We start from the raw sequence: 19299 nt of genomic DNA, 5'->3' as shown, positions 1-19299 counted from the left end.
CCAGAAAGAAGCAGGCCTGTTCGAGTCATCGGACGGGCCGTTTCTCAGGTTCTGATATAGGCCGTCGATGCGTTCGGGTCGGGCTGATAATCCCACGCGGTCTCGTTCGCCGCCATGGCCGCGTTGACCACCTGTTTCTGTGCCAGCCGCGCCCAGACATCGCGTTCGATGGCATCCAGATCGAAGCGATCGGTGATGATCGCCGCCATCTCGCGTTCGATATCGGCGGCTTGCGGCGCTCCGGCCAGGTTGGTCCACTCGCCGGGATCGGCGTCGATGTTGAAGAGTTGTGGCCGGGAGCGGTGGCAGTAGAGGTATTTCCACGCACCTTTGCGGATCATGAAGCTGGGGCGCATGATGCCTTCGCCGTGATATTCCGAGATCACCGGCACCTCGTCCTGCGGCTCGCCGCGCAGCGCGGGCATCAGCGAGCGCCCCTCCATCGGGCGGGCGGGCGTGGCGCCGACCAGATCAAGGAAGGTGGCGGGCAGGTCGATCAGCGAAACGGGCGTGTCGACGCGGCGGTACCCGGCGCCGGGAAGGTCGATGATCAGCGGGATGCGGACGGACCATTCATAGTGGCTGCGTTTCTGGATCAGGCCCTTTTCGCCCAGCATCTCGCCATGGTCCGAGGTGACGATGACCATCGTGTTGTCGCGCGGGCCCTGTTCATCGAGCACGTCGAGCAGCTCTCCCAGCTTGTCGTCGATGTAGTGGGCGAGCGCGGCAAAGCCGCGGCGCATCGCGAGCAGGTCGGTTTCATTGCGGATGCTTTTGCGGTTGAGCCCGTACCAGCGCAAGAACGCGCGGTCGAAATCCGAATAATGCGCATCCATGTCCGCCGGGTAATGCGGCAGCGGCAGGTCGGCATCCTTGTACATGTCCCAGTATTTGCGGGGCACGATATAGGGCGGGTGCGGGTTGGTATAGGACACCGTCAGCATGAAGGGCCGGTCGGGGGCGTGGCGCAGGTATTCGAGCGCGCGGAAATGGGTTTCCTCGTCATATTGCAGCTCGGCGCTCCAGCCTGCGCCGATATTGCGGGCCTGGTACTGGGGCGCGAAATCGAAGGCCATCGCGTTGGGGTCGTTTTCATCGAGCAGCGGGTAGGACCAGATGAACCCCGAGGGGTAGATGTCGGTGTTGAGCCGCCGCCGGAAGCCGTGCAGCTGGTCGGCGCCGATGAAATGCATCTTGCCCGACAGCACGGTGTCATAGCCCGCGTTGGTCAGGTAATGGGCGAAGGTCGGGATGAAGCTGTGATAGGGATCGCCGTTGTCGTAGCAACCGGTGGTCGAGGTGTGCAGCCCGGTCATGAAACACGACCGTGCAGGTACACAGATCGGGCTGGGCGTATAGGCGGTGGCAAAGTTGACCGCCCGGTCGGCCAGCGCCTTCATGTGTCTGGTGCGCGCGACCCGGTGGCCGCAGGCCTCGAGCATGAAGGGGGTCATCTGGTCGGCCATGACCAGCAGGATATTGGGGGTGTCGTGCGGCATTGGTCTCCACCGGCAGGGGTCGGGGCGTCCGGAACGGTAGAAGTTGAGAGCAGCGCTGTAAATCCCGCGCGCGGCGGGTGGGGCACCGGTTGCGGTTCAGAACACCTTGGGCGGTTTGGCGTGCGGCACCCATGTCTCGGGGTCCGGCAGGCCCACCGATGACCAGGCTTCCTGAAGCACGCGGGAATTGGCGCAGGTGGTGCGGGGCAGATCGTCGAGGATGTCGAGCCACGGCATGCGGCTTTCGATGCCGCTATGGGCGGCGGGCGCGTATTTGCCCGGCTCGTCAAGGCTGGTCGTCATCACCACGAGATAGGCTGCGCGCCTTGGCTGCACCAGCCGGTAGGTGAGGCTTGATCCGCAATCGGGACAGAAGCCGCGCTCGCCGATGGGAGACGAGGAAAAATACCGGGGCTCAGCCCCGGGAAACCGTACGCCCGAGGCGGGAAACGCCGTCCACGCGCTCATCGCCGCGCCGGTGAACCGTTGGCAAAAGCGGCAATGGCAATAGCCGGTACTGATCGGCGGCAGGCTGATTTCGTACCGGATCGCACCACACAGACAGCCACCTGTGGCCGACATCGCCGCCAATGCGTCTTCGTCGAAATCGAACAGCCCGCGCGCGCGGTTCTCGCCATGCTCGCGCGTCATGTAGACGTGGATCGGATCATCGGAGTCCTTGACCCGCTGGTGGCCGCAATCCTGCAGCGGAAGGTCGATCTTGCCCCGGATCTGGCTCATGATCTCGCCCGACACGGCGATGCCGCCCGGTTCCGCCAGCGCCTGAAGGCGGGCAGCCTGATTGACTCCCTCGCCCAGCAGATCGCCGTCCTGCACGACGACGTCACCTACGGAAACCCCAAGCCGCAGGCGCATCGGTGTGGTGTCCCGGTCGCGCGCGCCGTTGATGGCCATGGTTCGCTGGATCGCGACCGCGCAGTGAACCGCCTCGATCGTGCTGGAAAACTCGGCCAGAAACCCGTCGCCCATGGCCTTGAACACGCGGCCGCGATGGGCCTCGACCTGCATCCCGATCACCTCGTGACGCAGCTGTTCCACCCGCCTGAGCGTTCCCTCTTCGTCGCGGACGATCATGCCGGTGAACCCAACGACATCGGCGGCAAGAATGGCCGCGAGCTTGCGGTGCATGGACCCCTCCTGTCGATATGCGCATATGCAGCGTAGACGCAGAGCGGTGGGCTGTCACGCGCCCTGCAACGGAACCTCGCGGGGTCGAAAAAAGGACGCCCGGTCGGGGCGCCCTTCTGTGAGTGGTGGGGTTTTTGGCCGTTTCAGCCGCCCTGATTGGTCTGCAGGGTTTCCAGAACCTGGTCGATCGAGAAGCTCGCGGGTTTCTGGCGCGGCGGGTATTTCTCGAACGTGCCAAGGAACTGCGCCACAAAGGCCTGGGCGGGAACCAGAAGATAGGCCCGTTCCAGCCGCCATTGCGGATAGTTGATCGCCTCGTGGTCGGCCTTTTCGAACGGATCCGAGAACATGTTGAACACCTTGGGCAACCGCAAGGGGGTCAGCGGATCCTGCCAGACATCGAAGCTTTCGGCGCGCTGTTCGGCAAAGACCACTTTCCACTGGTCATAGCGCAGGTTCATCAGGTCGCCGCCGTCGGAGAAATAGAAGAACTCGCGCCGCGGCCCCTTGTCGGCTTCGCCGCGGAAATACGGCATGAAGTCGTACCCGTCCAGATGCACCGGCTCGTTGCCCTCGCCAAAGGGGGCTTCGGTCAGCATCTTTTCCTTCATGTCCGCATCGCCCAGCGCCGACATGAAAGTCGGGAACCAGTCGAGGTGGCTGATGATCGTGTTCGACTTGCGCCCCGGCTCGATCACGCCGGGCCACTTGATGATCATCGGCACGCGGAAGCCGCCATCCCAGTTCGAGTTCTTCTCGTTGCGGAACGGCGTGGTGCCGCCATCGGGCCAGCTGAACACTTCGGCCCCGTTGTCGGTGGAATACATCACCACGGTATTGTCGGCGATGCCCAGTTCGTCGAGCTTGTCGAGCATCTCGCCGACCATGCCGTCATGTTCGACCATGCCGTCGGGATAGATGCCCAGCCCGGTGACACCCCGGCTTTCTTCCTTGAGGTGGGTGAAGATATGCATCCGGGTGGTGTTGTACCACAGGAAGAACGGCTTATCCTCGCTGACCGCGCGGTCAATGAAATCGAGCGCCCCGGCGGTGACTTCCTCGTCGATGGTTTCCATCCGCTTGCGGGTCAGTGGCCCGGTATCCTCGACCGTGCCGTCGACATTCGAACGGATTACTCCGCGCGGGCCGAATCTTTCCTTGAACTCGGGGTTCTTGGGATAGTCGGCATTCTCCGGCTCTTCTTCGGCGTTCAGGTGATAGAGATTGCCGAAAAACTCGTCAAAGCCGTGGTTGGTCGGCAGATGCTCGTCCAGATCGCCAAGGTGGTTCTTGCCGTACTGGCCGGTCATGTAGCCCTTGGACCGCATGTATTCGGCGATGGTCGGGTCCTTCTCACTCATCCCTTCTTTGGCGCCGGGCAGGCCGACCTTGAGCAGACCGGTGCGGAAACCTGACTGACCGGTGACGAAACTGGCGCGCCCGGCGGTGCAGGACTGTTCGCCGTATGCGTGGGTGAACAGCATGCCTTCGCTGGCGATGCGGTCGATGTTGGGGGTCTCATAGCCCATCATGCCCTGATTGTAGGCGCTGATGTTCCAGTATCCGACGTCATCCCCCCAGATGATCAGAAAGTTCATCGGCTTGTCCTGCGCCGCCGCCACGGTCGCGGTGAACATGCCCGCGCAAATCATCGCGGCAGATGCCGTCGCCTTCAGCCGCCTTAATGTCTTGAAAGCAGTCATATTATACTCCCCCAGATCGTCGTTGAAATAATTCATTGTAATATTACGATGTTTGCAGGAAGATGCTTAGCATTTCCGGCCAAAAAGAGTTCAGCGGCAATCTATCGATCAGTGAATTGACGTTTTCAGAAAACCGGACAGGAGAAGCGGTATGATCCGTCTCGATCTCGTATTTGCCCCTGCCCTGCGCCCGGTATTCGGTGCGGCGGACATGCCAAGCAGCAAACTGGAACGGCTGGCCGAGCGGGCCGGGCTTCCGGGAAACATCGTGGACGAACCTCATGGGTATGTCCCCCTGCACGCGACCGAACTTTTTCTGGAATTGGTACAACGGGAGAACGGGCAGAACAATTTCCTGTTCGACAGTCTTTCCATGGACCCGACAGAGCGCGCGCAGACCCATTCCGTGGCGGGTGTTCCTTTGCCCACCGGAATCACCAACCGGGAATCGCTCGAGGCCATGACGCGGGTCTTCAACGGCTTCATCACTGGCGCCCGTTTTTCCTGCGAAATCCGCGGCCAGCAGGTCTGGGTGCTGCGCACCACATCCGCGACCGATTGGTCCGACCGGTGGTCGGTGCTGCAATATAACCTGAGCATCATGCTGTCAGGGGCGCGACGCATCCTTGCGCCGGGCCTGCAGCCGGTTGCGCTTCGGCTGCCAATCGCCCTGCGCTCGGGTGACCTGCCGGAGAACCTGAAAGACCTGCCCGTGGAACCGGATACCGACCATTTCGGTCTGGCCTTCGATCTTGGCACGATCATCCGCGCCGACGTGGCCTTGTCATCCCCGGTCGCAGGGCACGGAACACCCGAGGCGCGACAGCCGGAGCAGGCGCTGAAAGCCTGCATCACCAAGTTCCTGGCCTCATCGCCTGTCGACATCTCGGCGCGCCGCGTTGCCGCTGCCTTTGGAATGAGCGAACGCAGCTATCGACGGAAACTGGCCGCGTTCGGGACGAGCCATTCGGACCTGCTGTCACATGCCCGTCTGGACATCGCACGCAGGATGCTTGCCGTGCCGGAATACAACGTCACCGATGTCGCTTATGAAACGGGTTACGGCAATCCCGGCGATTTCACCCGGTTCTTCAAACGCCGGATGGGATGCACGCCGCAGGATTACAAGCGGTTGCACAGCTAGGGTCGGCGCCGCTCAATCCAACCTGCCGTCCGCTACGGGAAAAGCCATATGGTTCTCGGTGTGCCGGTCAGTCAGCCCATAGCCCTGAAAACACTTGCCTCGTACCGCTTCAGGCAGGGCAGGCGCGTCACCGGCAGGCGCGCCGGATCGTGGCCCGACACTTCGGGAAACAGGTCTTTCAACTCGGCCACGTCGGCCCGGTCCAGCGCCATCAGGGCCGCATCGCCGGGAAACAGGGTTTCGGTCTTGAGGCCGCGGGACAGAACCACCTCGTGCCGGGCGCAGGCCACGTGGACATAGGTGACGGGGCCATCGGGCATGATCTGCCGGATGCGGCTGTCATCGACCAGATGAATGGCGGCGGCAAAAACCTGATCCGCGCCGAAATGAAGCTGCGCGCGCCATCCTTCCAGCACGATGCGGTGTTGGGGCGAGACCAACAGATCATGGGTTGGCAAGCCGGGGCCAAGCGCGTCGCGGCTGATCCGCACCGGGCACAGACGCGGCAGGGCGCAAAGCTGGTCGGGATGCAATGTGCGTTGCCCCACCCAGGTGACAGCGGCCAGCCCGCCATCCGCAAGCCGGAGTTGGTCGCCGGCGGTAATGTCTTCGACCGGGACCGGCCCTGCGGCGGTTTCCAGCAAAGTTCCAGCCACAAAGCAGGGCACGATACCATCCGGCAGCGCGACCGTGACGATCAGAGAGCCGTTGTTGCCCACTCCCGGCCCGGTCGTCGCGTTCACTCGCAGCGTAAAGGTGGCGTCGGGATCGACAAAAATGCCGGGTTCCAGCGTGACGGTCAGCAACCCGGTGCTGGAGATCGTGACCGTGTAATCCGAGGGCGACAGCCCCCCGGCATCCAGAACGTCGACGCTCCACGCCGCCCCGAATTTTGACGCGGTATATTGCGCGCTGGTGGTATTCGTGGTCGATCCGATCGAGATCGAGGTTGGGCCGAAAATATCCAGCGCCATGTTGATTTCTCCTGCGTTCAGGACGTATCTGAATTTCAGAATAGCTTGGAACAAGTTGACTTCAAACAAGACTTGGCCGGACCATGCTGCCCCCGCGGAAAACCGCCGCCGGGCATTGGCGCGATCATCGGTAAGGCCAGTTTGGAAAGAAACGCCGTATCAGTCGCCGGACCGCGCGCCTTTCCCTTGCCCTTGTCCGCAATATGTTGCACCACACACGGGCTCAAACCCGCCAGGCGGGGCACAGGATAAGGACGAGGCGCATGGCTGACGGATCGATCGACATCAACGCAAAACCCACCGAAGAGATCTCGGTCCGTGACGTGTTCGGCATCGACACCGACATGATGGTCAAGGGATTTTCCGAAGCCTCGGACCGGGTGCCGGCGATGGACCACACCTACAAGTTCGACCCGGAAACCACGCTGGCGATCCTGGCCGGCTTTGCCCATAATCGCCGGGTTATGATCCAGGGCTATCACGGCACCGGCAAATCGACCCATATCGAACAGGTCGCGGCGCGGCTGAACTGGCCTGCGGTGCGCGTCAACCTTGACAGCCATATCAGCCGGATCGACCTGATCGGCAAGGACGCGATCAAGCTGCGCGACGGCAAGCAGGTGACCGAATTCCACGAGGGCATCCTGCCCTGGGCGCTGCGCAACCCGGTCGCCATCGTGTTCGATGAATACGACGCGGGCCGTGCCGACGTGATGTTCGTGATCCAGCGCGTGCTGGAACATGACGGCAAGCTGACCCTGCTGGACCAGAACGAGATCATCACCCCGCACAAGTATTTCCGCCTGTTTGCCACCGCCAACACCGTGGGTCTGGGCGATACCACCGGTCTTTATCACGGGGTGCAGCAGATCAACCAGGCGCAGATGGACCGCTGGTCGCTGGTCTCGACGCTGAACTACCTCAGCCACGACGCCGAGACGATGATCGTGCTGTCGAAGGCGCCGCATTACAACACCGCAACAGGCCGCAAGACCGTCAGCCAGATGGTGACCGTCGCCGACCTGACCCGGACGGCGTTCATGAATGGCGATCTGTCCACGGTGATGAGCCCGCGGACGGTGATCAACTGGGCGCAGAACGCCGAGATCTTCCGCGACGTGGGCTATGCCTTCCGCCTGAGCTTTTTGAACAAATGCGACGAACTGGAACGCCAGACCGTGGCCGAATTCTATCAGCGCTGCTTTGACGAGGAATTGCCGGAAAGCGCCGCGAGCGCGAGCCTGGGGTGAAAAGGTTTGCAGCCATCGCTGCCACTTTGTCTGCGCTCCCCGTTTGGGTGGGCGCAGACGCGGAAAGTGAAGCACTAATCAATTGCGCTGCCCTAGTTAGTGCTCGGTATTCCGATCCACAGTTCTCTCAGCAAGAATACTCGTCAATTCCACTCACAGTTAGCCTTATGCTGGAAATCGCGACAGGCTCCACTACGCAATTTGATGCTCAAGAAGGCAACAAAATATTCAAGGAACGCAACAGCAATTATCGTGCTCGTTTAGGTAAGGTTGCTCCTGTGGACGCCGAGGCAGGCAATCTACCAGATTGGGCGGTTGAGGAATCCGCACTTTGTCACGAATTGATGCGCGGTTACAAAGATGAGATGAAGGCACTCATCGCGAAGAGGCTCCAAGAACAATGAGCAAATCTAACGACAACCCTGCCGATCCCTTCAAGAAGGCCTTGGCCGAGGCCACCAAGGTCATGGCCGATGATCCTGAGCTGTCGGTAACTTATACGGTCGATCCATCGGGTCTGTCGGGTGAGTCGATGCGGCTGCCGCAGGTGTCTCGGCGTATGACGCGGGAAGAGGTTCTGCTGGCGCGCGGCACGGCGGACGCTTTGGCGTTGCAGCGCCGGTATCATGATGACGCAACCCATGCGCGCTATGCGCCTCCGGGGGATATGGCGCGGGACTTGTACGAGGCGATGGAAACGGCGCGCTGCGAGGCGATGGGCGCGCGCGACATGCCGGGCACCGCGTCGAACATCGACGTCAAGATCAGCCACGAGGCGATCCGGCGTGGCTATGACCAGTGCAAGCAACCCGCCGAGGCGCCGCTGCCGGTGGCCGCGGGCTATCTGATCCGGCATCTGGCCACGGGGCGCGACCTGCCGCCCGCCGCCGAGAACGTGATGAACCTGTGGCGCGGCTTCATCGAGGAACAGGCCGGCGGAACGCTGGAAAACCTTGACGATATCCTCTCGGATCAGGCCGAGTTCGCCAGGTTCGCGCGGCAGGTGATCAAGGATCTGGGCTATGGCGACCAGCTGGGCGACGACCCGGACGAACTGGACGAGGATCAGGATGATCAGGCCGAGGACGACGCCGACGAACAGCCCGATCCCGACAGCACCGGTCAGGACGACCAGGAGGATCAGGACGCCGACGCTGACCCCGAACAGGCCCAGGAAGAACAGCAGGATCAGTCTCAGGCCCAGGTCTCGATGGACGAGATGGCCGAAGACGACATGGGCGACGAGATCGAGATGCCCGAGGGCGAAGCGCCGCAGGAACCTCCTGCCCCGCCGCCCGCCTCCGAGGCCGATCCGGATTACAAGATCTACCTCGACACCCATGACGAAGAGATCGCGGCCGAAGATCTGGCCGAGCCCGCCGAACTGGAACGGCTGCGCGCCTATCTGGACCAGCAGCTTGAGCCTTTGAAAGGGGCGGTTTCGCGCCTTGCCAACAAGTTGCAGCGCCGGTTGCAGGCGCAGCAGAACCGCAGTTGGGAATTCGACCGCGAGGAAGGCATTCTGGATGCGGGCCGTCTGGCGCGTGTTGTGGCAAACCCCACCACACCGCTGAGTTTCAAGGTCGAGAAGGATACCGAGTTCCGGGACACGGTGGTGACGCTGCTGCTGGACAATTCCGGGTCGATGCGGGGGCGTCCGATCTCGATCGCCGCGATCTGTGCCGATGTTCTGGCGCGGACGCTGGAGCGTTGCAATGTGAAGGTCGAGATTCTGGGCTTTACCACGCGGGCGTGGAAAGGCGGACAGGCGCGCGAGGCGTGGCTGAACGATGGCCGCCCGCAGCAACCCGGCCGTCTGAACGACCTGCGCCACATCATCTATAAGGGCGCCGATGCCCCGTGGCGGCGGGCGAGACCCAATCTGGGCCTGATGATGAAAGAGGGCCTGTTGAAGGAAAACATCGACGGCGAGGCGCTGGAATGGGCGCATCGCCGGATGATCGCGCGGCGGGAGCAGCGCAAGATTCTGATGGTGATTTCGGATGGCGCCCCGGTCGATGATTCAACGCTCAGCGTGAACCCCGCCAACTATCTGGAAAAGCACCTGCGCGATGTGATCGCCATGGTGGAAAAGCGCAAGATGGTCGAGCTGCTGGCCATCGGGATCGGCCATGACGTGACCCGCTATTACGACCGCGCAGTGACGATCACCGATGTCGAACAGCTGGCCGGCGCGATGACGGAACAACTGGCGGCCCTGTTCGACAGCGACCCGCGCGCGCGGGCGCGGGTGATGGGGATCAGGAAGGCGAGCTGATCCGCCCCGCCCACCAGTCGAGATGACGCCGCACACTGTTCCACAAGGTGCGGCGTTTTTCATTGACCGCCTCTTCGGCTTGTCTGGCTGCGACGCGTTCGGTGCGCGAAGGGGGCTGGTGCCTGTCGGCGGTGTGGCGAAGCAATGCGGTGTCAAACGGCGCCATCATGGTCGGGGTCCTCCAATAGTGATGCTGTCAGGATGGCGCACCTCGCCCCCCTGCCGCTTGAAGACGGTCCTTGGATTTCCCTTAGAAACCCCTGTTTTTGCGGTAACACCTTGCCGGATCGGCAAAAGACGGGTGTTATCCCGACATGCGGTACGGTTTCGACACCTATGTTCTGGACGCCAGGGAGCACCTGTTGCTGTGCGACGGCGCGCCGGTTGCGGTGGAACCACAGGTGTTCGACCTGTTGCATCTGCTGGTGCGCAACGCCGGGCGGCTGGTCAGCCGGGACGAGATCGTCGAAGAGGTCTGGCATGGCCGGATCGTGTCCGACTCGGCCATCAGCGCCCGCATTGCCGCCGCCCGCAAGGCCGTGGGCGATGACGGCAAGTCGCAACGGGTGATCGCCACGGTTGCCCGGCGGGGGCTCAAATGGGTAGCCCCTGTTGCCGAGGTCGGGCAGGACATGCCCGCACCGGCATCGGTGCAACGCATCCGGTACACGCAGACGCCCGAGGGGAAATCGCTTGCCTATGCCGTGACCGGATCGGGGCCGCTTTTGGTGCGCGGCGGATACAACACGACGGATATCGAGGCCGAGTGGAACACACCATCCGAGCGCGCGCTGTTCGAGGCAATTGGCGCGCATCACACGCTGTTGCGTTTCGATCCCATCGGGTTTGGCCGGTCGGATCGCGCGCTTGAGGAATTCTCGTTCGACGCTCTGGCCGAGAACATGATAACCGCGGCAGACGCCGCCGGGTTCGAGCGTTTTGGACTGTTTTCGGAATCCGGCGGTGCCTTGTCGGCGGTGCGTGTTGCCGTGAAACACCCCGACCGCGTGCGCCGCCTTGTCATCGTCGGCGGTTATGCCGAAGGGCGCGGGCGGCGGTCGCCGGAACTGAGTTCGGACGCGCTGCGCGCGCTGGCTGCCGAAGGGTGGAGCGCGCCTGAGATCAGCTTCGTTTCCGCCATGATGCTCAGCTATTTCCCCGAAGGGCCGCTGGACGCCGTACACGACATGGCGCGCAACATGATCGGTGCAAGTTCACAACAGACGATCCTTAAGGTGCGCGACGCCATTCACCGCGAGTCGCTGCTGCCGCTTCTGCCCCAGGTCCGCTGCCCGACGCTGATCATCCACGCGCGGCACGACAATGTTCACCCCCTGTCCGAGGCTCAGAAACTTGCGGCAGGCATCCCCGATGCCGAGCTGATGGTTCTGGAAACCGCAAACCACATACCGATGCCGGGCAACGCGGTGTGGGATGAATACCTTGGGGCGCTGCTCGGCTTTTTTGCCGAATGAGCGCACGGCTTTGCGACTGGACTTTCCCCGCGTCGCGCCGCACCTTTCGGCCGAAGACAAGTGACGAACGAGGCCTCCATGTTCCAGACATTCGAAGTGACCGCCCGCCCGGAACAGGGGCCGCCGCGGCTGGCCGCGCTGCGCGGGCAGATCGAACAGCACGGGCTGGACGGCTTCCTGATCCCGCGTGCGGACGCCCATCAGGGGGAATATGTGGCGGCCCATGACGACCGGCTGGCCTGGTTGACCGGGTTCACCGGCTCGGCCGGGTTCTGTGCCGCCCTGAGGGGCGTGGCGGGCGTATTCGTGGACGGGCGCTATCGCACACAGGTCAAGGCGCAGGTCGCAGCGGCGTTTACCCCGGTGCCGTGGCCGGATGTCAGCCTGACCCAATGGCTGAAGGAAAAGCTGCCGGATGGCGGGCGCGTGGGGTTCGATCCGTGGCTGCATGCGGCGGGTCAGATCAAGGGCGCGCTGGCGGACCTGGACGGCACCGGTATCGAACTGGTGCGCTGCGAAAACCTGGTGGACCGGGTCTGGCCCGATCAGCCCGCCCCGCCAATGAACCCGGTCAAGGCGCATCCGATCGAATTCGCCGGCGAAAGCTCTGAGAGCAAGATCGCCCGTCTGGCCGGGGATATGACCACGGCGGGGCGCAAGGCTGCGGTGATCACCCTGCCCGATTCGATCATGTGGCTGCTGAACATTCGCGGCTCGGACATTCCGCGCAACCCGGTGGCGCATGGCTTTGCCATTCTGCACGGCGATGGCCGGGTTGACCTGTTCATGGCGGCAGAAAAGCTCGGCGAGGTGCGCGGGCATCTGGGGCCGCAGGTTTCGGTACACGATCCCGACGGGTTCCTGCCCGCGGTCAAGGCCCTGGCTGGGCCGGTGCAGGTGGACATGGGCACGGTGCCGCAGATCGTGGCGGATACACTGGGCGACCGGCTGGTCGATGGCGGCGACCCCTGCGCCCTGCCCAAGGCACGCAAGAACGCCGCCGAGATCGCCGGAACTGCCGAGGCACATCTGCGCGATGCGGCGGCAGTTGTGGAACTGCTGTGCTGGCTGGATGGCCAGGCGCCCGGAACCCTGCGCGAGACGCAGGTGGTCACCCGGCTGGAAAGTTGCCGCCGCAAGGACAATGCGTTGCAGGAAATCTCGTTCGACACCATCGCTGGCACCGGCCCCAATGGCGCGATCATGCATTATCGGGTGACCGAGGACACCGACAGCGTGCTGGAAAACGGCCACCTTCTGGTGCTGGACAGCGGCGGACAGTATCTGGACGGCACCACCGACATCACCCGCACCATTGCCATCGGCGAGGTCGGGGACGACGAAAAAGCCTGTTTCACGCGCGTGCTGAAAGGCATGATCGCCATGTCGATGCTGCGCTGGCCCGTCGGGCTGGCCGGGCGAGATATCGAATGCGTGGCGCGCGCACCGCTGTGGCTGGCGGGACAGGATTTCAACCACGGGGTCGGGCATGGCGTCGGCACCTATCTGAGCGTGCACGAAGGGCCGCAGCGCCTGTCGCGCCTCAGCCACGTGCCGCTCGAGCCGGGAATGATCCTGTCGAACGAGCCGGGATATTACCGCGAGGGAGCGTTCGGCATCCGGATCGAGAACCTCGTCGTGGTGGAAGAGGCCCCCACCCTGCCCGGCGGCGATGCCGAACGCGCCATGTTGCAGTGGCGCACACTGACCTATGTCCCGATTGACCGGCGGCTGATTGTGGTGGATATGTTGAGCGCGGATGAACGGGCCTGGCTCAACGCCTATCACCGCGACGTTGCGGAAAGGGTCGGCCCGAGGCTTGGCGCACAGGCCCGGCTGTGGTTGGATGCCGCGACCTCAACGATCTGACATCTGCATGTCACAGGAAAAGGGCACGAACGAGGCTCTGATACGTATACGGAAGGAACAGGAATGACTGATCACATCAAGATTCGGAAGGCTCCCGGTAAATGGAGCGTACGTTCGGGCGGAGCAATCCTGGGCGAGACGACCAATGCGCTGGAGCTGAGCGAAGGTGATCTGCCGCCTGTCATCTATTTTCCCCGTGCCGACATCGCGATGGCATTTCTGGACCGGTCGGAAAAGGTCGCCAGTTGCAAACACAAAGGCGAGGCGACCTATTTTCACATCGTCAACATGTCGTCCGTCACCAATGACGCGGCATGGAGCTATGAAAACCCGGACGCGCCCGTGGCCGAGATCAAGGATCACGTGGCCTTCGTTCTCAGCGACTCGGTGAAGGTGGAGCAGCTCTGACCGATCACGAATGCTCCTCGGCCGCGGTGGCGGCCAGGGCGCGGTTATAGGCCTTAAGCGCGTCGATGTGATAAAGCACGCCAACCGGTGTTTCGGTGCCGTCCTCCTCGCGGATCACCACCGGAATGCAATCCACGTCGTCACGGTCGAAGAAGGGCATCGCGGCCTCAAGCGTCGAGCTGGCGCTGATGCAAAGGCCCTGAGCGGCCAGTTCACGGCACTCCCCGGCGCTTAGCGCGCGCGGATCGCCCAGCGGGCGCATCACCGCGCCCGCGCGCAGCATCGCCAGCAGATAGGCCTGCGGACCTGCGGCCAGATGCACGTCGCGCCGTTCCAACTGGGTCAGGAAAAAGGACCGGTCCACCAGCCGCGAGGCCAGCGCGGTGGACATCGAGATCGACACCATCACCGCAAGACCAATCTGCCAGTCACCGGTCAGTTCGAACACGATCAGAGTTGTCGAGATCGGCGCGCCCAGCACCGCCGCCGCAACCGCACCCATGCCCGCAAAGGCGTAAAGCGCATCGGTGCCCGACACGGCGGGCAGAAACCCGGTGGCGATATGTCCGAATGCCAGCCCGGTCAGCGCCCCGATCATCAGCGACGGGGAAAATACGCCGCCGCCCATGCGCCCGCCCATGGTGATGGCCAGCGCCACGGTCTTGACCACCGCGAACACGATGGCCGTGGTCAGGGCCAGCTTGCCACTCAGCGCAAGGATCGTCGTTTCATAGCCCACGCCGATGATATGCGGAAACCAGATGGCGATCAGGCCCAGCATTGCGCCCGACACCGCCGGACGCAGCCAGCGCGGCAGCGACAGGCGGTTCTGGATGTGGGTACCGATATCCTCGGCAAAGAAGATCGAGCGCATCAGCAGCAGCGACACCAACCCGCAGATCAGCCCCAGCAGCAAAAAGGCGGGCAGTTCGACGTAGAATTGCAGCGAACCGGGCGTGTCCAGAACGAACTCGGTCACGTCGCCATATTCCAGCCGGTTGATCACTGTCCCCGCGACAGCGGCGATGACGATCGGGGCAAAGGCGTGAACGGCAAAATGGCGCAGCACCACCTCAAGCGCGAACAGCGCGCCCGCGATGGGGGCGTTGAAGCTGGCCGAAACCGCCGCCGCCACGGCGCAGCCCAACAGGTCGCGCCCGGTAATGCCGTCGGCATGTATCCGGTCGCTGACCCAGGTCGAGATCACACCCGCCATGTGCACCACAGGGCCTTCGCGGCCCGACGAGCCGCCGGAACTGAGCGTGATCAGCGAGGCCACCATCGACGCGATCCCGGCGCGGGTTTCCACCCGCCCATCGGTCAGCGCCGAGCCTTCGATCACGTCGGCGACCGAGCGCACCCGCCCGTCATCGGTGAAATGATTCAGGATCAGGCCAACCACGAGACCGCCAATGATCGGGATGATCAGAATCCAGTACCACGGCAGCTTTTCCGCGAAACTGTGCAGATATTGCACGTTGTCGGTTCCGTACAGATTGGCCTGCAGCGCGGCGATGCCCTTGCGAAAGAACAGCGCGGCAAAGCCAGCGGCGATGCCGATCATAAGGGCGATGAACCAGAACTGGATCTGGCTGGGCCCGCGCCGGCGCAACACGCGCCAAGCATCCTTGATCGCGGCGAGGGCCTGTTGAATCTGATTGCGCAACACGGTGCGGGTGGACTGTGTCATCGCGTCCCTCGGTTCGTCGGATATCCCTTAGTAAGCCACGAGAGCCCAACAGAAAAGACGGTTCACGACACTATGGCCCGCGCGTTGCGGCAGGGTCGCGGATCAGGCATGCAGCAAGGCGCGGGCAGCCGCGCGCGCCTCGTCGGTGATAGTGTCGCCCGCGACCATGCGGGCGATCTCGTCCACCCGCTCGTCCGGGTCCAGCCGCAGCACGGTCGACAGGGTCTGGCCATCCTCGACCTGTTTCTGCACCCGCCAGTGATGCGCGGCACGCGCCGCGACCTGCGGTGAATGGGTGACGACCAGCACCTGCCCGTCCTGCGCCAGTGACGCCAGCCTGCGCCCGACGGCATCGGCGGTGGCGCCGCCGACGCCCCGGTCGATCTCGTCAAAGATCATGGTGCGAGCGCTGTCATCGCCGGACAGGCAAACCTTGAGCGCCAGCAGGAACCGGCTGAGTTCGCCGCCCGACGCGATCTTGTTGAGCGGCCCGGCAGGCGCGCCGGGGTTGGTGGCCACGGTAAAGGCCACCATATCGCGGCCCTCGGGGCCCGGCTCGGCCTCGGTCATGTCGGTCCGGAACACCGCGCGTTCCATCTTGAGCGGCGCAAGTTCGGCCATCACCGCCTGGTCAAGACGCCCCGCGGCCTCGGCGCGGGCGGCGGTCAGGGCGCGGGCGGCGGTGTCATAGGCGCGCTGCGCCGCCATCAGCGCCGCGCGGCGATCCGACAGTGCGGCATCGCCGGCCTCAAGCTGGTTCAGCCGCGCCCGCAGCGTTTCGGCAAACCCGCCCAGATCGTCGGGGGCAATATCGTGCTTGCGGGCCAGCGCGCGGATCGCAAACAGGCGTTCCTCGACCCGTTCCAGTTCGGTAGGATCGAAATCCAGCGCCTCAAGGCACGCGCCGACACCGTCCTGCGCCTCGCCCAACTCGATCAGGGCGCGGCCAAGGGCGGCGATCGGCTGTTCCAGCTGACCTCCCGCCTTGTCCGACACGCCTTCGAGCCAGCGCAATGCGTCGCCCATCGCGCCTTCGGCGCCATCGCCGCCCAAAAGGTCAAAGGCGCGGGCCACATCGTCGCGGATACGTTCGGCGCCCTGCATCATCCGGCGCCGGGCGTCCAGCTCGGCATCCTCGCCCGGTTGCGGGTCCAGCTTGTCCAGCTCGCCCACGGCATGACGCAGGAAATCTTCCTCGGCGCGGACGGCATTCACCGCCGCCTCGGTTTCCTCCAGCGCCTTGCGGGCGCGCGACAGGGCCGCCCACGCGCCGCGTACGGCGCCGAGATCGGCGTCCAGACCGGCAAACGTGTCGAGCATCGCGCGATGACCACGCGGGTTCAGCAAACCCCGGTCGTCGTGTTGCCCATGCAGTTCGATCAGCGTTTCCGACAGCGCCCGCAACACGTCGCCCGAGCAGCGGCGGTCGTTGACCCAGGCGGTCTTGCGCCCGTCCGCCGTGTTGACCCGACGCAGGATCAGCGCCTCCCCCGCCGGGATGCCTGCCTCGGCCAGCACTGCAAGGGCCGGGTGGCCCTCGGCCAAATCGAACTCGGCCACGACCTCGCCCTGTTCCGCGCCCTGCCGGACCAGCTCGGCGCGCCCGCGCCAGCCCAGAACGAACCCAAGCGAATCAAGCAGGATGGATTTGCCCGCCCCGGTCTCGCCGGTCAGTACGTTGAGGCCCGGCTGAAAGGACATCTCAAGCCGGTCGATGATAAGCATGTCGCGAATATCAAGCGCCCGCAGCATCGGCCCTAGTCTCCCAGACCCGTCGGCATGACGCTTACAACCATTGTCCCTTGATCGACTGGCGGTAGATCTGGCTGAGCCAGTTGTTGCCACTCGCTTTGAGTTTCAGCCCGCGCGAGGTCAGCAGCTTGTAGCTGCTCTCGTACCATTCGCTGGATTGGTAGTTGTAGCCCAGGATCGCGCCTGCGGATTGCGCCTCGTCCACCAGCCCCAATGACAGGTAGGCCTCGACCAGGCGGTGCAGCGCCTCGGCGGTGTGGGTGGTGGTCTGGAAATCCTCGACCACGACGCGGAAGCGGTTGATCGCGGCGGTGTAATGTTCCTTGCGCAGGTAGAACCGCCCGATCTCCATCTCCTTGCCGGCCAGATGGTCAAAGGCCAGGTCGAACTTCAGGATCGCCGAGGTGGCGTATTCACTGTCGGGATAGACCTCGATCACCGTGCGCAGCGCTTGCAGCGCCTGGAAGGTCAGGCCTTGATCACGGCCCACCTCGTCGATCTGGTCGTAATAGCTGAGCGCCAGCAGATACTGGGCATAGGCCGCGTCCTCGTCCGCCGGGTAGAAATCGATGTAACGCTGCGCGGCGGCGCGGCTTTCCTCATAGTTCTTGTCGGAATGATACGAAAAGGCCTGCATGATCAATGCCCGCCGCGCCCAGTCCGAATAGGGATAAAGCCGCTCGATCTCCGAGAAATACCACGCCGCATCGTCCTCGCGGCTTTGCGCCAGCTCGTATTCGCCACGGGCGAAGATCTGTTCCGGTGTATAGCCTTCAAGATTCTGCGTGCGGTCTGCCGACCGCCGGGCGAACCCGCTGCATGACGCCAGAGCAACCGTCAGAAGAATCGCACCCGCAAGCCTGACTGCCGCTTTGCTGCCAACCATACCGCCCATCCTTGCCTTCTACTGTCGCTGGGTTCACCCCTGATCGGGCTTCGGTCTAGCACATAAAATTCCGGTGCAAAACGCCTTATCAACGCCTTCGCTGATTTGCCGCGATCAAGATTGGGTGTCAGGCGACTTCGGGGATTTCCGCCCAGACAAGTCCCTGTCCCGGCAGGCGTGCGGCCTGTTCGGGCGTGCACAGCACGGGGCGTACCGCGCCCGGCGTCTCGAAAAGCTTGCGCAAAAGCGTGTTGGTCATCGTGTGACCGGACTTGTCACCGATGTAGTGGCCCAGAATCGGCCCCCCCGCGAGGTAAAGGTCACCCAGCGCATCCAGCATCTTGTGGCGCACCGCCTCGTCCGCGTGGCGAAAGCCGCCCGGGGTCAGCACTTCGGCACCCTGAACCACAACCGCGTTGTCCAGCGTACCGCCCAGCGCCAGACCGTTGGCACGCATCGCTTCGACATCCGAGCGGCGGCAGAACGTGCGGCAATCGCTGAGTTCGCGCGCGAATGATCCGTTGCGCATATCAAGCGTCTTGGTCTGACGGCCGATGGCCTCGTCCTCGAAATCGATGTGGAACTCGATCGTCAGCCCGTCGGCGGGCAGCAGGGTGGCCTGCGCGCCTTCGCGCTGCGCGGTCACCGGTTTGAGCACCTCGAAGGCCAGAACCGGGCTGGCCTGCTGACGCACGCCGCGCGCCATGATCCCGCGCACGAAGTCGAGGGACGAGCCATCCATGATCGGCACTTCGGGGCCGTCGATTTCGATCAGCGCGTTGTGAACACCACATCCGGCCAACGCCGCCATGATATGCTCGACCGTCGAAACCGAGGCACCGGCCTCGTTCACCAGACGGGTGCAAAGCGGCGTGCGCTCGACCACGTCGTACGAGGCCGGGATCATCGCATTGCCAAGCTCAATATCGGTGCGTTTGAACCAGATGCCGTGACCGGCAGCCGCCGGGCGCAGGACCATCGTGGCAGGCTGGCCGCCATGCAGGCCGACGCCTTTGAACGTGACCGGAGATTTGAGCGTATTTTGCAAGATATGCCTCTGCGAGCCGTGTCCAACCTCAAGGGGCTGTGTTGGCAAATCAGTTAAGGGACCGGGCAGTTACGTACAATTCACTCTTTGTAACCGAATGAAACAAGTGTGTAACAGATCGGCAGAACCCTGCTCACAGCGATATAACCATCTGAATCGCAAAGAAAAGGGGCC

At 63.5% G+C, this 19299-nt stretch carries 16 protein-coding genes; 7 read left to right on the top strand and 9 right to left on the bottom strand.

Annotated features, from left to right (window positions below; translation table 11 throughout):
• Positions 1–44 precede the first annotated feature (44 nt).
• The 3 genes from betC to ACR0LZ_RS07555 form a co-directional block, all read right to left on the bottom strand.
• Positions 45–1499 carry a choline-sulfatase gene (gene betC, locus ACR0LZ_RS07565; RefSeq protein ID WP_480749184.1) on the bottom strand — a complete coding sequence of 485 codons (1455 nt, stop codon included), beginning with the start codon at positions 1497–1499 and terminating at the stop codon, positions 45–47.
• Positions 1500–1595: 96 nt separating this feature from the next.
• Complete coding sequence (locus tag ACR0LZ_RS07560; RefSeq protein WP_480749183.1) at positions 1596–2648, bottom strand: GFA family protein; 1053 nt, start codon at positions 2646–2648, stop codon at positions 1596–1598.
• Positions 2649–2791: 143 nt separating this feature from the next.
• Positions 2792–4351: an arylsulfatase gene (locus tag ACR0LZ_RS07555; RefSeq protein ID WP_480749182.1), complete on the bottom strand. Its 1560-nt coding sequence runs from the start codon at positions 4349–4351 to the stop codon at positions 2792–2794.
• 151 nt (positions 4352–4502) lie between these two features.
• Here ACR0LZ_RS07555 and ACR0LZ_RS07550 point away from each other — a divergent pair, with 151 nt between their 5' ends.
• On the top strand, positions 4503–5495 hold the full coding sequence (locus tag ACR0LZ_RS07550) for a helix-turn-helix transcriptional regulator (protein ID WP_480749181.1): 993 nt from the start codon (positions 4503–4505) through the stop codon (positions 5493–5495).
• Between the two features lie 71 nt (positions 5496–5566).
• Here ACR0LZ_RS07550 and ACR0LZ_RS07545 read toward each other — a convergent pair whose 3' ends face one another.
• Positions 5567–6469 carry a Hint domain-containing protein gene (locus ACR0LZ_RS07545; RefSeq protein WP_480749180.1) on the bottom strand — a complete coding sequence of 301 codons (903 nt, stop codon included), beginning with the start codon at positions 6467–6469 and terminating at the stop codon, positions 5567–5569.
• Between the two features lie 263 nt (positions 6470–6732).
• Between ACR0LZ_RS07545 and cobS the strand changes: the two genes are divergently transcribed.
• The 3 genes from cobS (at position 6733) to cobT (ending at position 9997) form a co-directional block, all read left to right on the top strand.
• On the top strand, positions 6733–7719 hold the full coding sequence (gene cobS, locus ACR0LZ_RS07540; RefSeq protein WP_480749179.1) for a cobaltochelatase subunit CobS: 987 nt from the start codon (positions 6733–6735) through the stop codon (positions 7717–7719).
• Positions 7720–7886: 167 nt separating this feature from the next.
• Positions 7887–8123 carry a hypothetical protein gene (locus ACR0LZ_RS07535; protein WP_480749178.1) on the top strand — a complete coding sequence of 79 codons (237 nt, stop codon included), beginning with the start codon at positions 7887–7889 and terminating at the stop codon, positions 8121–8123.
• A complete protein-coding gene (gene cobT, locus ACR0LZ_RS07530) occupies positions 8120–9997 on the top strand; it encodes a cobaltochelatase subunit CobT (RefSeq protein WP_480749177.1) in 1878 nt (625 codons plus the stop codon). Before ACR0LZ_RS07535 ends, cobT begins: the two co-directional genes overlap by 4 nt.
• On the opposite strand, the gene ACR0LZ_RS07525 is transcribed toward cobT, so the two are convergent.
• Positions 9981–10166: a hypothetical protein gene (locus ACR0LZ_RS07525; RefSeq protein WP_480749176.1), complete on the bottom strand. Its 186-nt coding sequence runs from the start codon at positions 10164–10166 to the stop codon at positions 9981–9983. The two genes, cobT and ACR0LZ_RS07525, sit on opposite strands and share 17 nt — an antisense overlap.
• A 145-nt stretch (positions 10167–10311) precedes the next feature.
• Here ACR0LZ_RS07525 and ACR0LZ_RS07520 point away from each other — a divergent pair, with 145 nt between their 5' ends.
• The 3 genes from ACR0LZ_RS07520 (at position 10312) to ACR0LZ_RS07510 (ending at position 13749) form a co-directional block, all read left to right on the top strand.
• Positions 10312–11472 carry an alpha/beta hydrolase gene (locus ACR0LZ_RS07520; protein ID WP_480749175.1) on the top strand — a complete coding sequence of 387 codons (1161 nt, stop codon included), beginning with the start codon at positions 10312–10314 and terminating at the stop codon, positions 11470–11472.
• A gap of 78 nt (positions 11473–11550) precedes the next feature.
• Positions 11551–13341, top strand: coding sequence for an aminopeptidase P family protein (locus ACR0LZ_RS07515; RefSeq protein ID WP_480749174.1), 1791 nt, complete (start codon positions 11551–11553; stop codon positions 13339–13341).
• Positions 13342–13404: 63 nt separating this feature from the next.
• Entirely contained in the window at positions 13405–13749 is a 345-nt protein-coding gene (locus ACR0LZ_RS07510) for a DUF427 domain-containing protein (protein ID WP_480749173.1), read from the top strand.
• A 4-nt stretch (positions 13750–13753) separates the two neighbouring features.
• Here ACR0LZ_RS07510 and ACR0LZ_RS07505 read toward each other — a convergent pair whose 3' ends face one another.
• From ACR0LZ_RS07505 to lpxC, 4 genes are all read right to left on the bottom strand, one after another.
• Complete coding sequence (locus ACR0LZ_RS07505; RefSeq protein ID WP_480749172.1) at positions 13754–15439, bottom strand: chloride channel protein; 1686 nt, start codon at positions 15437–15439, stop codon at positions 13754–13756.
• A gap of 102 nt (positions 15440–15541) precedes the next feature.
• Positions 15542–17191, bottom strand: a complete 1650-nt coding sequence (gene recN / locus ACR0LZ_RS07500) for a DNA repair protein RecN (protein WP_480749171.1) — start codon at positions 17189–17191, stop codon at positions 15542–15544.
• Positions 17192–17225: 34 nt separating this feature from the next.
• The gene (locus ACR0LZ_RS07495; protein ID WP_480749170.1) at positions 17226–18077 is read right to left on the bottom strand and encodes an outer membrane protein assembly factor BamD; all 852 of its coding nucleotides are present in this window, start codon (positions 18075–18077) and stop codon (positions 17226–17228) included.
• A 127-nt stretch (positions 18078–18204) separates the two neighbouring features.
• A complete protein-coding gene (gene lpxC, locus ACR0LZ_RS07490; protein ID WP_480749169.1) occupies positions 18205–19125 on the bottom strand; it encodes a UDP-3-O-acyl-N-acetylglucosamine deacetylase in 921 nt (306 codons plus the stop codon).
• Between the last annotated feature and the right edge of the window lie 174 nt (positions 19126–19299).

The organism is Ruegeria sp. CI1, from assembly GCF_056536925.1.
The sequence above is the reverse complement of the archived record's forward strand: the minus strand, read 5'-3'. Positions and strand labels throughout refer to the sequence as shown.

Bases quoted from the DNA above. Each gene is read 5' to 3' on its own strand.
- betC (WP_480749184.1), bottom strand. From the start codon at position 1,499: ATGCCGCACGACACCCCCAATATCCTGCTGGTCATGGCCGACCAGATG.
- ACR0LZ_RS07560 (WP_480749183.1), bottom strand. From the start codon at position 2,648: ATGCACCGCAAGCTCGCGGCCATTCTTGCCGCCGATGTCGTTGGGTTC.
- ACR0LZ_RS07555 (WP_480749182.1), bottom strand. From the start codon at position 4,351: ATGACTGCTTTCAAGACATTAAGGCGGCTGAAGGCGACGGCATCTGCC.
- ACR0LZ_RS07550 (WP_480749181.1), top strand. From the start codon at position 4,503: ATGATCCGTCTCGATCTCGTATTTGCCCCTGCCCTGCGCCCGGTATTC.
- ACR0LZ_RS07545 (WP_480749180.1), bottom strand. From the start codon at position 6,469: ATGGCGCTGGATATTTTCGGCCCAACCTCGATCTCGATCGGATCGACC.
- cobS (WP_480749179.1), top strand. From the start codon at position 6,733: ATGGCTGACGGATCGATCGACATCAACGCAAAACCCACCGAAGAGATC.
- ACR0LZ_RS07535 (WP_480749178.1), top strand. From the start codon at position 7,887: ATGCTGGAAATCGCGACAGGCTCCACTACGCAATTTGATGCTCAAGAA.
- cobT (WP_480749177.1), top strand. From the start codon at position 8,120: ATGAGCAAATCTAACGACAACCCTGCCGATCCCTTCAAGAAGGCCTTG.
- ACR0LZ_RS07525 (WP_480749176.1), bottom strand. From the start codon at position 10,166: ATGATGGCGCCGTTTGACACCGCATTGCTTCGCCACACCGCCGACAGG.
- ACR0LZ_RS07520 (WP_480749175.1), top strand. From the start codon at position 10,312: ATGCGGTACGGTTTCGACACCTATGTTCTGGACGCCAGGGAGCACCTG.
- ACR0LZ_RS07515 (WP_480749174.1), top strand. From the start codon at position 11,551: ATGTTCCAGACATTCGAAGTGACCGCCCGCCCGGAACAGGGGCCGCCG.
- ACR0LZ_RS07510 (WP_480749173.1), top strand. From the start codon at position 13,405: ATGACTGATCACATCAAGATTCGGAAGGCTCCCGGTAAATGGAGCGTA.
- ACR0LZ_RS07505 (WP_480749172.1), bottom strand. From the start codon at position 15,439: ATGACACAGTCCACCCGCACCGTGTTGCGCAATCAGATTCAACAGGCC.
- recN (WP_480749171.1), bottom strand. From the start codon at position 17,191: ATGCTGCGGGCGCTTGATATTCGCGACATGCTTATCATCGACCGGCTT.
- ACR0LZ_RS07495 (WP_480749170.1), bottom strand. From the start codon at position 18,077: ATGGTTGGCAGCAAAGCGGCAGTCAGGCTTGCGGGTGCGATTCTTCTG.